The sequence below is a fragment of the Butyricimonas paravirosa genome (assembly GCF_032878955.1).
GTDB classification, from domain to species: Bacteria; Bacteroidota; Bacteroidia; order Bacteroidales; family Marinifilaceae; genus Butyricimonas; species Butyricimonas paravirosa.
In genome coordinates this window covers 4,853,727-4,868,909 of sequence record NZ_CP043839.1, presented here as the reverse complement: position 1 = coordinate 4,868,909, position 15,183 = coordinate 4,853,727, and the positions used below count along the sequence as shown (strand labels likewise).

Below are 15,183 nucleotides of genomic sequence, written 5' to 3'. Positions count from 1 at the left end.
TTCAATTCGTTTTTTCCACCGTAGCAATCACCTCATCGCAGAAACCAGTCTTGGCATACATTTTTTGAGCCGAAATTCCACCAATACTGTTTAAACGATACACGGCAATCCCTCCCGATTTAGACGATAACTTTTTATCTTTAACTCCCAAAGTCAATTGCACGAACGATGCTTTCGGATCAGTCTCTGTCGGGGCGGCCACTTCTGTACAATCGACGCTTGTCACCGTGTAACCCTCCGTATCTCCATCAATCAATACACCTCCGGACAAAGTCTTCACGTTAAAAGCCATTACTTTATTATTGCTTACAAAAAAGAATATATCCGAAATTCCTTTAGCGCTCATTTCCCACGGATTCATGTGTCCGATCTTCGGTTTCGTCCCCGGGATAAAGATTGATGCACTATAAAGATCGGCATTTGACGCTTTAGAAAGTGCCGATTTTGACAACGAGAAGAACGTGTAACTAGTCCATGCAACAAACGTGAACTTGTACGTGATCACAAAGTACTCATCTTTATTCTCATCTTTCATCAATGCCCAAACCTCATCAAGCGTGCTATTCATGCTCCCGGACAAAATCATTTTAACCCCCTTTCCCATATTATTAGGATCAAATTTCGAGAAATCCGAATCTACCCCTGCCAATGAACTAAAAAATCCACCCTGTTGGTTAAATGCAAACCGCCCGTTTAAATTATCATAGAATAACGGAGAGGCGTAGAATGGATGATCTGTCGGGTGAGCCGTGTAATTTGCCATGGAATAATCTGTCGGGTCTGCAAGAAAAACTAAAGCCGGATTCCAACTCACGTTTTCTTCAGAAGACCCGTATTCTCTGACATACACTTTACCATTCATTGTTATATAATCCGTTCCTTGGCCTTCGGCATATCCCGTGATAGCCAATTTCCCCTCCAACTCGTCACCAAACATAAACTTATTTTTCATATCATCCTTTCTCTCGAAAATAGTGGGATCAAGATAAACACCCCCTGTCTCGTCATCACAAGTAACAATAACAGCTTTATACGCCAACGGATTTCTCGGATAAAGATCCGTCTGGAAAATACGTTTAGATGCAGTTCCCAGTTTTTCGCCATTATTTGCCGTAGCATAAATATTCTCGTACAACGTCGTCCCGTCTTTCTTCAACATGGCCAAATCCATTTCCCCATCCGTTTTACACAAAGCCAACGTTCCGCCCGAATATTTACCTACCGTGGTGAAAGTAGATTTATTCAACGCATAAACACCCGTTTGATCGTCAATCACTTTAAAGACCAATGTATTTTCAACACCCGGTAATACATCACCGATAACAACACTCAAATCTTTCTCCCGGGACAAAGTATCAGCCACATGCTGCTCTTGATTGTATTTATACCACACGTAAGAAAGTTTCGATTTCTCTCCGAATTTAGTGGTCACCACCGGAGAAATTTCCAACTTGGAACCGACCTCTATTTCCCGACTTTTCTCTATACCTGTAATCACGATTTCATCTATCTCGGTATCACTAAATTTCGACTTGTCATCAATACATGAAAACGGGACAAGGAGCAATAAAATCAATATATATTTCAAATTTTTCATAACAATCTCATTATTAATCCATCATAATTTCTTACTATTTAAGGAACCATCCACCCCTGCATGACCTTTCCATTTTCATCCTCTATCCTATTCTCCGTGATGATCTTGTATAATTTTCTGGCATACGGGGTATAATAACCGGACTCGTAATAAATTTTATAATCATCGTTATAATCAGGCCTATCCCCATAACCGAGATCCCAAAAATCATGCCCGGTCAACTCGATAATCATCGTATGTTTTTTCCTTGAATACTCACCGAACAAACCCACGAAGGCCCCCATATCTTCATAATACGCATCTCCTTCCGGTTTCCGGAGCATATCCGATATAATCAACCGCACAACGGAACGATTCTCGTAAGCAATACCCAAACCGGCAACCGGAACAAGACGCAACGCCAAGATAACCGGAGCTTTCGTGATCCCCTCATCTCCTTTAATCAATGTCACCGGCATTTTGTACTCAAACACCCCGGTAGGGAACTCGTATGTTTCAGGAAGTTTCTGGTAATGAACACCCTCTTTCGCTGTCGTTTTTCCCGGAATCACCTCCAACTTGAATTTTTCCGAGACACGCAACGTATCACCTAAAAGTTTGACATTAATTGTTGTCGTCAATTCCCGTTCTGCCGTCAGTAAAGACACGAATATACTGTCTTTGTCCTTTGTCACGTCAGAATAGTATATATCATGCATTCCCTCACTATATATCAAACGATCATTCTCGCTGCAAGAATAAAATACGATTCCTAAAAGAAGAATAAATAATTTTCTCATAGCTTCTATTTTTTTATGTTTCCAAAATCAACTTCATTCGTGGGGATCGGTAAATTATAAATCGCATTAGGATTCTTTATTGCAATGTTATTATCCGCTCCGATCACTTGCATCACCTTACGTTTATAGTAAAAGAACATTTGTCCTTCTCCTATAAATTCCCGTCGGTACTCCTGAAAGATATTATCTTCAAGATCTGCCGTCGGTGCTACATTTGCCAATCCCCTATGATTCCTCAATTTATTCAAATAACCATAGGCCTCACTTCCTGTTGCCGTTTCTGCCGCAATCAGATAAAGCTCGGAAAGTTTAAACATCGGAATATATTTCATGTCTTTATATTTTCCCAGAACATAAGAATCTCCATCAGTTCCCGACGTCATCCACGAACTTCTAAAATCACTCTCCAATCCCCCGGAATTAAATATATTTGCCTTACCGGACGATGACATGGAAAGTATGCTGGAAACAGAATTGGAGTTTTCTGTAAAATAAACCTCACTCAAATCTTTCAATTTTTGCACATCCAAGGTGAATATCAGCTCCGAACTAAACATCGGATTTCCCGAAGTAGCAGAACTATTGGCCAACTCGTAAGAAGTGGGGTTCTCACCATTCACTTCCCCAATAATCTCCTTCGCCTGTGCAAGTGCCAATTCTCTCTCGTTACCATAAAGATACACGCGGGCAAGAAGAGCCGTCACCGCATAATAATTCATTCGTTGTCCCCGGTTATATTGGGGATCAGAAGACTCCATCAATCCCTTGAACACTTCCAGACCTTTCATCAGGCCTTTAGCTGCCAAAAGATCGGTTTTTACCTTCTCCAACACCCCTTTCACCGTCAATTGAGGCCGGGCAACATTCGTGTAAACATCAACGTAAGGGATTGCCATCGAATTCAAACCATTACCGTTATCCATGCTCGCCGATGACGCAAAAAGACGCAACACGTCAAAATGTAAAAACGCTCGTAAGGCCAAAAACTCCCCTTTATATATCTTATAAATATCTTCCGAAGAAAACACGTCCTTCTTCTTATCAATATATTCAAGAGCCAGGTTAATATTGGCGATCGCCGTAAAATGGTTTTGCCAAATAGCCAGAATCCGGGCTTCTTCCGCTGTTTCCTTGTAATTATACTCAGCCGCTTTCTTGAAATTATGCTCATATCCCGAAGAGGTCAACTGATGGGGACTCTTGTAATATTGAGCTAGCACGTCGAGATAACCATACGTCAAATCCCTTGCATAACTGTCCTCCCTGCACATTAGCGCATAAACACCGATCAACCCATCCCGGAAACCTGCCTCGGTCAAAAACAGATCGTCCGCTTTCATATCTGATTTCGGCGAAACATCCAACCAATTGTTACATGCCGTAAGTACGAGAACCAGTGAAAGAATTATTGCTTTATTCATTCGTTTTTTCATAATGTTACCTGATTAAAAAGTTAATTGGGCCGAGAGAGAGAAAGTACGTGCAAAAGGATACGAAGTACCTCTTTCCATTTTCACCGTTGACGAGGTAAAAATATCATTACCGATCGCAGAAAGTTTCAAACGCTGAATCCCTATTTCTCTCAATTTATCACAACTGAAATCATAACCAATTGACAAAGATTGTAATTGAATGTAGTTTTCTTTCTCTATAAAACGTGATGTCGGGTTAGTCACGGACACGTCACTCACTTTTTTAAATTTAGCCACATCCCCCTCTTTGTTCCATCGGTCATACAAAATCCGTTTATCACCATTCTCGTTCGGGTTCACGTTCTCCACCTTATCCACGAGAGTTGAATTGTAGATATAACCGCCATATTTATAATACAGGTGTGCATTCAATTCCCACTTTTTATACGTGAACATGGTTCCTATCGTACCGTAAATCTTGGGGTCCGTAGATCCGAATGGTTTGTAATTCGCTGCATCCCACTCGTTCACTTTATTCCCGTTCATATCCAAAAAAATTTCCTCCCCGGTTGCCGGATCGATACCTAGCGACTCGTTGGCCCATATCGTGTTCTGTGACAAGCCTTCTTTATACCGTATCACCGGTTTATTCTTCACTTCTGCATCTTGCTTGTCATTAAAAGCAGTCAATGCCTGATTGATCTTCGTCACCTTGTTTTTATTATGAGCCAGATTATACATGATGTCCCAATAAATTTCACGTTCTCTATCCCGAATTACCGTACCTTTCAATGTTAACTCGACACCACTGTTTTTCACCTCTCCCAGATTCTCCTTGTAAGAAGAAAATCCCAGCGAGGGAGCAAGAGTCACGTCAATAAGTACATCCTTGGAAATATCATCATAAACGTTGAAAGACCCCGTCAAGCGTCGGTCAAACAACTCGAAATCCAAACCCACATTTTGTTTTTCAACCTTCTGCCACCTCAAATTTTTATTACCGAAAGCCTTCAATATAGCTCCAATATAACCACTATATGAAATCGCACCAATTCGGTCATCGTTATAAGAATACATTGCCATGGATTGATACGGGTTAAAATTTTGTCCCCCGGTCGTTCCGATAGATCCCCGAATTTTGAGCAAGTTGATAAATGTCAAACGTTCCATAAATTTCTCGTGATGTAAATTATATCCCAGTCCTAACGACCAGAACGTACCCCAACGATTATTCGATCCATACAAAGAAGAACCATCACTACGAACGGAAAAATCAAGCAGAAATCGCTCGTCATACGTGTAACCCAAGTTACCCACAAAACCCACCAAACGGGTCACATCGTAAGCTCCACCGGGTTTATCACCCTCTTTAAACCCGGCACCCATCGAAATATGGTCCATGTTGGCATTCGGAAAACCAAGCGCATACACATCCGTCTGATCATGATTTGTTTCACGCAGGTTATAAATAAACCCGGCATTCAAGACATGCTTTTTAAACGTTTTGAAATACGTCAATATAATATTTACATCATAACTGAAATCCTCGTATTGTCCCTGCGAGTAACTTCCCTTTTTCTCTTTATCAATAAATTCCGTGTTTTCATATGGCTTATAAACATCTGTCCTTCCATTGTCAACACTTAACGATAAATTCGCCTTTAACTTCAACCCTTGAATAATATCATACTCGATAGCAAAATTATTCAAGAAACGATTTGAGGTCGATTGATCTTTAGAAGGTAAAACAGCATTATACAACTCATTGTACATCTTTTTTGTCTGAAATCCCCGGTCATAATACGAGTACTCGTAAAGCATCTTTTTCACATTCCCATTCTCATCATAAGGATTATAATAAGGATTGTAATATTGATAAGCACTGAAATTACCATAAGGAGAATTCACGGATTTCACGTGATCAAACGAAGCATAATCCGTAAACTTCAACTTTTTCAAATTATACTGAAGTCGTATTCCCCCTCCGTATGTATCACGTTTGGAACCTTTCATCACACCTATTTTATTGGAATAAGAAAGGTCTAAAGCATAACGAAACGACTCGTTACCACCTTCCGCAATAATAGAATGTTTGTGACCAACTCCTAACTCCCTCACGGGAATGGCCAACCAATCCACATCATTTCCTTGCTTAACAAGTTTCAATTTTTGATTATACGCGTCAAACGTGTCATCCGTCCAATCAGGCCTGTCTTCTTTATCATACAGTCCCGCACGAACTTCATATTCCAATTTTTCTTCCGCATTCATCAAATTATAATCGGAAAGATCAGCCACCTCAAAATTCATGCTCCCGTTATAAGATAATTGCAATTTTCCCGGTTTCGGTGCCTCTGTCTCAATAACGACAACCCCATTCGCCGCACGAGAACCATAAATAGCCGTTGCTGCTGCATCTTTCAATATCGTGATAAAACGTACCCGAGTCGGATCAAGGTCAAACACTTTCTCCGCCGACACCTCAAAACCATCCATGATAAATGTCGGCATATTCGGATTCCCGTCAAAATCAGCTTTCAAACTACTGGAACCGCGAATCTCAAAATTAGGAATCGTGTTCGGGTCACTCCCCATCTCATTATTCACCACTTTCGTAAAAGAAGGGTCAAGCATGGACAACGTGTTCAAAATGTTCCCCGTGGATACTTTTCTCAAATCATTCCCAGAGAAAGTCGTAGAAACACCCGTGTAACTCTCTTTTTTCCTGGTGAAATAACCATTTACCACCACCTCATCTATTTTTTCGACATCCTCTTTCAACACGACGTTAATCGAATCCTGACCGGTATATCGAACCTCCACCGGAACCATCCCGACAAACGAGAAAGCAAAAACAACCTCCTTCTTATTCTCTGGAATCGTGATGGAATATTTCCCGTTTATATCCGTGGCAACCCCCACGCTCTCGCCTTTAATCAAGACGGAAACACCCGGTAATGTCACCCCATGCTCATCTTTCACCGTCCCGTTCACCACCTTTTTCTTTTGCTGCTCACTCTTTCCCTCTCCTTTTTGGCGAATCAAGATCACGTTATTAAAAAATTCGTATTCCAAGTTGACTTTACCCAACACCATACTCAGCACGTCCTTCAACTCTTTGTTTTCAACTTTCACAGAAATCTTCCCCGCCTGACGGATAAGAGACGAATTATACATGAATTTAAGTGACGTCTGCTGTTTAACCGCCTTCACAAACTGTTCAACGGATACATCAGATAAATCCAGCGATACAATATTCTTTTGAGAATACACATTCGCAGACAAGTTCAAAGTGAACAAGCAGATAAAAGCAATACACCATTTCATAATCATTAAATTTTTCTTGTACCTTTTTAATAGGCCAGGAAACCTAATTAATCGATTTTTTTTCATATTATTGTAGTTTATATTAATAATATAAATCGAGAAGGGACAGACGCCGAACCTGAGAAATTTGTTGTCTGTCTTTCTCTTTTTATTTAAATAGGACAATTGTATTTTTCTTTATTTCATACCGAATTTCTTTTAATTTTTCCAACAATTGCAAGAATGTATTAATAGAATCATATCTTTCAAGACTACCCGTGTACTCCAATTCTTTCAAGCTTTCATCCTGAAAAATCACGTTTACTCCATACCAACGCTCCAATATTTGCATGATTTCAGCCAATGTTTTATCCTTGAAAATGAACACTCCATCTTTCCACCCGACAAACTCTTCCACATCCACGTTCCGTTTTTCCAGATTTCCAGAAATATCAACTACAGCCTGTTCCCCGGGAGTCAAAACAACTTGTTCCTGTCGTAGAGAAGTAAAACGGACACTTCCCCTGACCAAAGTCGTGTAATTCGGATAACCCGGGTAAGCACTCACGCCAAAAGAGGTTCCCAATACAGTTATATCACCACTTTCCAGACTTACAACAAAAGGACGAGTATCCTTTTTCACATCAAAATAAGCCTCTCCCGACAAGATCACTTCACGACTTTCCCCACTAAACGCAATAGGATATTTCAATTTTGAATCTGCATTTAGCCAAACTTCCGTCCCATCATCCAAAAGAACATGACACTCTCCACCAATAGGCACAACCAACTCATTGTAGGCATCCTTTATCGCACATTCTTCTCCGGATGAATAAGAAAGACGTCCGTTTTCATATTTCATCACACTTCCTTGAGCATCTTTAAGTTCCAGTGGTTGTTCCCCGATCTCGATCATTCTCCCATCAGCCAACTTTAGAATAGCCGCATTACTCCCGGGAGGTATAATATGTTGCGTTACTTCAACTAATTCCTGTACCTCATCATGATATTCCCAAGGACGAACCAACACAAACACAAGAATCAAAATCGCAGCAATAGACGATCCCCAAGCTATCCACTTGCTCATCCGGGTATGACGCTGGTAAATTTTCAACTTATTAAAGGCAGGTTTATAGCTATATATTTCAAATTCCCGGAATTTATCCAGTACAAAAGTTTCATCCGATAATTGATCATATACCTCCTTCAAACAACCATCTTGCAAGGTTTCGTCCAATTCCTCTTTTTCTGCATCGGAAAGTGAAGTCGAAAAAGATTTTCGAAACAACTCTACCACTCTATGTAAATCCAATTTCATCTTCTATTAATTTATATCATCCAAGCATTTACCACAATTTTGAGAAAAAACTCGAAATATCAATAATGGATCGTTTAATTGTATAATACATGAAGTCATAAAGAGTATGACAAAAACGATAAAAAATTTCGGTCAAATTAAAAATAACAGCACGGAATCTTTCAACTTCTCTCGTAAATACTTGAAGCTCCTACTTTTCTGTGTTTTCACCGTATGAATCGTGATCCCTAACTTTTCTGCAATTTCAGGCCCGGACAACCCCAAAACACTTAATTCCATTATTTCCCTGGCACCATCCGGTAATTCCTTGATATAACAATACAACTGTCTCAATAACTCATCTCTCACGGTAATAGCAAAAATCTCATCAGAAAATTCCACCTCTGCCTCCAATACGATTTTTTGTTCTATACCCTTACGGATTTGAACATTACGCTTATAAATCAACGCATTGTTATAACAAGAACGATATAAATAAGAAGTCAGTTCCTTCATATCCCCAAACTGTTTGGAAGATTTCCAGACAGCCACCAAAACATCCTGCACAATATCCTGAGCCTGATCCCGATCCCGCAAGATATTGTTCACGTAAGAACACAGCACGGCATAATACCCTGCATAAAGCTCTTCCCACGCCCGCATATCTTTTTTATTAACGCCTTCCAATAATGAATCGAAATCTATTGACATATAAAAGGGATATTTAATAAAACAAATATACGCGGAAAAATAAACTTTTCACAATTTAAAGAAATAATATACGCTATTGTTGGACTATATAAAAAAGCATCTTTCCAAAATCAAACTCGTGATCATGAAAAGATGCCTAATAATAAATTCAAATCCGACTACTCGAACTCTTTTAATGTTTTCTCGATAATACCTATCGCTTCAATTAATTGCTCTTCATTGATAACCAAAGGCGGGGCGAAACGAATAATATGCTCGTGAGTCGGTTTAGCTAACAAACCGTTATCACGTAATTTCAAACATACATCCCAAGCCGTCTTACCATTCTTCGGGGTAATTACCACCGCATTCAGCAAACCTTTACCGCGGACAAGTTCCACCATATCGGATTTAATCGCTTTCATTCTCTCCCGGAAAATCTTACCCAGTCTTTCTGCATTCTCTTCCAGTTTCTCATCCTTGATTACCTGTAAAGCAGCCATCGACACTTTAGCTGCGATAGGATTTCCCCCGTAAGTCGAACCATGTTCTCCCGGCTTGATGGTCAACATGATCTCGTCATCTGCCAACACGCAGGAAACAGGCATCAATCCTCCGGAAATAGCTTTACCCAGGATCAAAACGTCCGGACGTACCCCCTCGTGATCACACGCCAGCATTTTACCCGTACGGGCAATACCGGTCTGCACTTCGTCAGCCATAAACAACACGTTATGAGCCTTACACAAATCATACGCTTTCTTCAAATATCCTTCATGCGGTACATAAACACCAGCCTCGCCTTGAATCGGTTCTAACAGGAATCCGGCTACGTTCGGGTCTTTCAACGCCTCTTCTAAAGCAGGAATATCATCATACGGTATTCTCACGAATCCGGGAGTAAAAGGTCCGAATCCGGCATAAGAAGAAGGATCGTTAGAAAGCGTAACAATCGTGATTGTACGACCGTGAAAATTATTATCGCAAACAATAATCTTAGCTTGATCGGCAGGGATACCCTTCACGTCATATCCCCAACGACGGCATAATTTTAAGGCCGTCTCGTCAGCCTCGGCACCGCTATTCATCGGCAGCACCTTATCGTACCCGAAATATTTGGTAATATATTCTTCCCATTCACCCAGCACGTTATTATAGAAAGCCCGGGAAGTCAAAGCCAACTTTTGGGCTTGTTCCGTCATTGCCTCTACAATCTTCGGGTGGCAGTGTCCCTGATTCACGGCAGAATAAGCCGACAGAAAATCGAAATAACGCTTTCCGTTAACATCCCACACGTAAATACCTTCTCCTTTTTCTAACACCACGGGAAGTGGATGGTAATTGTGAGCGCCATATTTAGCCTCACGGTCCATGTACTCTTGTTCGGTCATTTTTTTCATGATATAATTTTAGTTAGGTTCGACGTTTTCACGTAACGAGTACAATTTGATGAAAAAAATTGGAAAAAACAATGACAAAGAATAAAAAATTGGAAATTGGAAGTTAAAAATGGAAACTACTGCTTAGTATCAGCGGATTGCACGGGAACTGTCGGTTGCTTTTTCCGTTTAAAAATAGCCAGATATTTACGGAATAATTCCCGGAAAGTATCGAACGTCTCCTGATAAGAGACACCGACTCCTTGCACGGTTTCGGTTGCGTTATAGGTGATCTTCTCATCGGTATGCGAATAGGCCTTTAGATGTAATGTACCTTGGCGATTCAACTTCACATCCACATCAAAATCTCCTGTAATCGAGGTATTGGAATTAGTTTTTGCTTTCTCCATCATGTTACCATTTGCAGAAATCGTCACCCGGTTATTCCAGATCTGGGTCGACAGGGCCAGCTCGAACTCGTTTGTCGTCACCTGATCACCCGGACGATAAGAAAAACCAATATCAAAATTATTACTGATCTGCGATAACCAACGGGATAATTGATTTGACAGCAACTCACTCGCCGTCGTCACCCCCATCTGGTAGCCCGTGTTCCGTTCTTCCAGCTCGGCATCCTTATCAACATAATCCGGAGTATAGAACTTGTTCAATATCAACAAAGAAAACATCTGTTTATTAATCTCATCCTGACTGGAAAAAAAGCTCTGCATCAGACTTCGCATCTGCACGTCAAGAGAAGGGAAATTAATGCCGAATTGCACGTTGGGATTCATCAGATTCTCCCCCAACTTCAACTCGCACTCAACAGGCACTTTCGTTGTCTTATCCACCGTTGTCGTGGTTCCGGCAAGCAAATCACTCAAAGAAGTACGCAAATTGTATATAGCGCTCACGTCAATCGTGGCATCATACGGCGAGCCATTCCACCTGATGCTTCCCCCAGGGTTCAGCACGAACTTCTTATTAATCAAATTACTCAACGTGAACAAGTAATCCCCCTTTTCAATCTTATATTCCCCGAACATATCCAACTCGTTATCTTTCCCCAAACCGAAACGCAGATTACCACTTCCCACCGTTTTCAAAATATCCCCGATCGTGGGGTCAAAAATAATCTGAACCTCCAGATTATTATTGATCTCGATATTAGCATTCAAATCAAAATTGGAAACCAGTGAAGAGCGCTCTTCATCCGGACGCCGCCCCTCATCTGCCTGACGATTATTTATAAAATGTAGGAAACTCCCGTCTTCCTCTGTCAACGCAGAGGTTAACGGGATGTAAAGTACGGAATGTGCCTCCGGTTTCAAATTTACGGATAAAGCTCCATCGCCGGACAAATTATTCATCCGGGTCTGTCCCGTGATATACAGTTGCCCGTAAAACGCATCATTCTGGTTCGCCTTGGTATTCAACACCCGGAAATTATTAAATTTAAGCGACACATCGTATAAATTCGAATTCAGATCGTAATACCCCGAACAAACAGACGCATGCCCCTTGGCATCATATATCTTGAAATTATCCAACACGACCCGATTATTTTTCACGGGTAAACGCTCATCGACTTTAAAAGCCGTGTTCAACCCGGCTACCGTAAGCGCCACGGAATCCATTTCCAAAAAACCGTCAATTGAAGCTTTTTGTGTTGTTCCCTTCATAACCAGATTACCCGAGATCGTACCCTCACCACCTTTCAACATATCGGGGAAATAACCGGCCAGATAATTCACCTCGATCTGGGAAAGTTCCAGATTCACGTTCAAACTATCCGTTGAAGGCTTATAATACCCGAATACTCCTATCGGGGTTCTCTCCTTCATCCGGTTAACCATACTTATCTCCAAAGCACTATTCGATGCATCCCAACGAGAATTCAAATCCAGTACCCCTAATGTATCCCGGTTAACTCCCCACTGATCCACATTCACGTTGGCATATATCAAATTATCATTATACAAATCTTGAATTCTCACTTCACCATTCACCTGACCGAAAAGTTGTAATTTATTATCAAAAAGGATCTTGTTAAACTCGGTCAAACTGAAATCATGAAATTCCAAAGAAAGAACATCACGAGGATTATCCGTCACTCGTCCCCATAAACGAAAACGCTGTTCACCCCGGCTGATTTCAAAGTTATTCACGAAAATATCATCGTCCTCCTTCAAAATCATGGATCGTGCCACGTGCCATGTACTATCCGCCATAACAAACGTACTCGGATGAATAAACACCTGGGTTAAATGGCGATCCCCGTATTTCAACAAACGCAAGTTAGCAGCAAACGACCCGCTATAACTCTCCCTCTCCCAATTACACCAAGTCAGACGCTCGCTCACGTTATTCGTGTTTACCTCTATCACGTTTCGCACGTTATACAACTTCCCGAAATTCATATATTTCAATTCATCAGCAGAATACGTGCAGTGCAAGTTTATCCCGTCCCCATTCAGTTTCATCCGGGAATCACGTAATTTAAAATCACCATAGGAAATTGTATCTGCCACTAAAGACAACTCTACCTGACGATCGGCATAATGATACTCACAGGCCAAATTCCCATCCCGGGACAATTTCAGTTGCGGGTAAGCCACCTTCAAAAAAGGATTAATGTCATTTAAATGCACATCCAGCATCAGGCTCGTACCCTCCGGCAAAGCCCTGTCAACGGCGTACTTATAGTCGGGCAAATAACTTACTAAAAAACTATTCCATAAATCCGTCACTTTCAAGGAATGGAAAAAACCTTCCATCGTCACGTCCACCACATCCGACTGCAATTGAGTGAAACTATACTCGCCCAGTATAGTCGTGGAGAATTTCAAGGAATCGGTACTCCACGTCCCCCTGCTGTTCTCGTATGTCAACCCCGGCACCAGCAATTCCACCCAACGATTATCCTCACTTTGTTTCAAACTACCGCTAAAATCAAATTCAATAGACTCTCTCTCCCCAAAAACAGAGGGAGCCCACGAATCCCACCGACGCACGTTCACATAGCCTTCAGTCTTTGCCAAGCTCAACGTGTCGCCCATGATATAATCCAAAAGAACATCAGCCTGCAAACTATCATTTTTCACGGAAGAAAGTAGATACAAGTGTTCTCCTTCCGTTCCCAACGTCAAGCGAATATCCCGAATTTCCTTATCATATAGCTGCAAACGACGTACATTACTCGACAAATTAAATCGAGAAGTTGAATCCCCCAACACCCCATCAAACTTCCCGAAAAATGACCCTCTACCCAAAAAGGATTGTTCCGTGAGAAATCCGAATTGCACCTGTCCTAAACCGAACCAACCATCGTAACGAATATCCCCGATACTGTCCATCACGCAATTAAAAAGCACACTTCCCACCATTCCGGGAGTCGTGGTACGAGCCTTAACAGCAAAATCCTCAATCTTTCCCTGAAAATTCCCGTCGAAAGTAAAGACATCATATTTATGCAAGATTTCCGGTATTTTCACGTAATGACTTCTAAGCCAAGGCATATAAATAGCCTCCAATTCCGGTGGAGACACCTTCGTGTCTGTGAAATCGATATTGAAATCCGTTTCGAAAAAAGCAGGTAACCCGTGCGATGCAAATGAACCATGTAGCACGCTTTTATCACCCAAATAAATCTCTAAATCACGCCCTTCCAGATTATTTATCGTGTTAAAGACCACCCCGCTACCGAAAACGGTATTATGCATCCCCAATAACTTCCCGTTAAAATACGACAGATCATCAAAACTTACCCTAGAATCGGTAAACACGTAACGCTGTTGCATCCTCGTGGTAAAATTACGCCAGTAATCGTGTTCCGGAACCCAGTTATACTCCAATGTATCCAGGTAAACCTTACTCCGTTCCGTCTGTATAAACGTATTTGTTATCAACAAATTATCATCACTCGCCACGACGTCCCCCCCCATATTGGTCACCTCGAAACCGGACTTTTCCCTGAAACGAAGTCCCGCAACTTTAGCCCGATATTGTTTGTTCGAAAAATCAATACCTGAAATACGCACGTTCAGATTCTGACACTCAACGTCTGTCCAGTTAATCCCGTAATCTGTCGGTTCATAATCGCTCTCGATATACCGGAAACGACAATCTTTCAATATTACCTGAGTCAGATTCACGTTCCACCCCGAAGAGGTTTGAGGCACGGTATCGACCTTGGAAGATGAAAAAGAATTAATGAGCTGTTCCACGTTTGTAAGACTCTCCCCTCCATCTTGCCTACGTTCAATCCATAAATTAAACTTGGCTTTTTCGAAAGCAGCCTCCGTGATCGTGAAACGTCTTTTCACGAAACTCACGGAATCCACCTTCATCACCAGTCGCTCGCAAAACACAAGTGTATCTTGGCGACAATCCCGAACAAACACATCATTTAGAATCAATGACTCTATCGGGCGAAATTCCACTCGTCCGATAGAAATCGTGGTTCCCGTCCGTTCCTCTAAAATACGGGTAAAATAATCCACTAACCTCGTCTGCACAAACGGGGTCATTAAAGCCATGTATGCCGCAAAGGTCAAAAAGACCAATCCTATCACACACCGAGATAATATGGAGATTATTTTTTTTATGCTGTCATTATTTTAGTTTGCACGCAAATTTATTAATATTGCAGGACATTTCATCTTAATAATTGAAAATTAAGAAAAATGTAAAACGAATTAATTTCGTGATGACCGATTTAATG

8 protein-coding genes are annotated in these 15,183 nt (G+C 41.2%); all 8 read right to left on the bottom strand.

Annotated features, from left to right (window positions below):
* Nucleotide 1: 1 nt before the first annotated feature.
* Nucleotides 2-1,597, bottom strand: coding sequence for a PKD-like family lipoprotein (locus F1644_RS19585; RefSeq protein ID WP_118304287.1), 1,596 nt, complete (start codon nt 1,595-1,597; stop codon nt 2-4).
* 38 nt (nt 1,598-1,635) lie between these two features.
* Nucleotides 1,636-2,376, bottom strand: coding sequence for a DUF4843 domain-containing protein (locus F1644_RS19580; protein ID WP_118304288.1), 741 nt, complete (start codon nt 2,374-2,376; stop codon nt 1,636-1,638).
* Nucleotides 2,377-2,381: 5 nt separating this feature from the next.
* Complete coding sequence (locus tag F1644_RS19575) at nt 2,382-3,809, bottom strand: RagB/SusD family nutrient uptake outer membrane protein (protein WP_118304289.1); 1,428 nt, start codon at nt 3,807-3,809, stop codon at nt 2,382-2,384.
* Between the two features lie 12 nt (nt 3,810-3,821).
* Nucleotides 3,822-7,115: a SusC/RagA family TonB-linked outer membrane protein gene (locus tag F1644_RS19570; RefSeq protein WP_229782419.1), complete on the bottom strand. Its 3,294-nt coding sequence runs from the start codon at nt 7,113-7,115 to the stop codon at nt 3,822-3,824.
* 148 nt (nt 7,116-7,263) lie between these two features.
* Nucleotides 7,264-8,412 (bottom strand): FecR family protein, encoded by a 1,149-nt coding sequence (locus F1644_RS19565; RefSeq protein WP_118304291.1) that lies wholly within the window; start codon nt 8,410-8,412, stop codon nt 7,264-7,266.
* 132 nt (nt 8,413-8,544) lie between these two features.
* A complete protein-coding gene (locus tag F1644_RS19560) occupies nt 8,545-9,102 on the bottom strand; it encodes an RNA polymerase sigma factor (protein ID WP_118304292.1) in 558 nt (185 codons plus the stop codon).
* 158 nt (nt 9,103-9,260) lie between these two features.
* A complete protein-coding gene (gene rocD / locus F1644_RS19555) occupies nt 9,261-10,472 on the bottom strand; it encodes an ornithine--oxo-acid transaminase (RefSeq protein WP_118304307.1) in 1,212 nt (403 codons plus the stop codon).
* Nucleotides 10,473-10,597: 125 nt separating this feature from the next.
* Nucleotides 10,598-15,034 (bottom strand): translocation/assembly module TamB domain-containing protein, encoded by a 4,437-nt coding sequence (locus F1644_RS19550; protein WP_118304293.1) that lies wholly within the window; start codon nt 15,032-15,034, stop codon nt 10,598-10,600.
* Between the last annotated feature and the right edge of the window lie 149 nt (nt 15,035-15,183).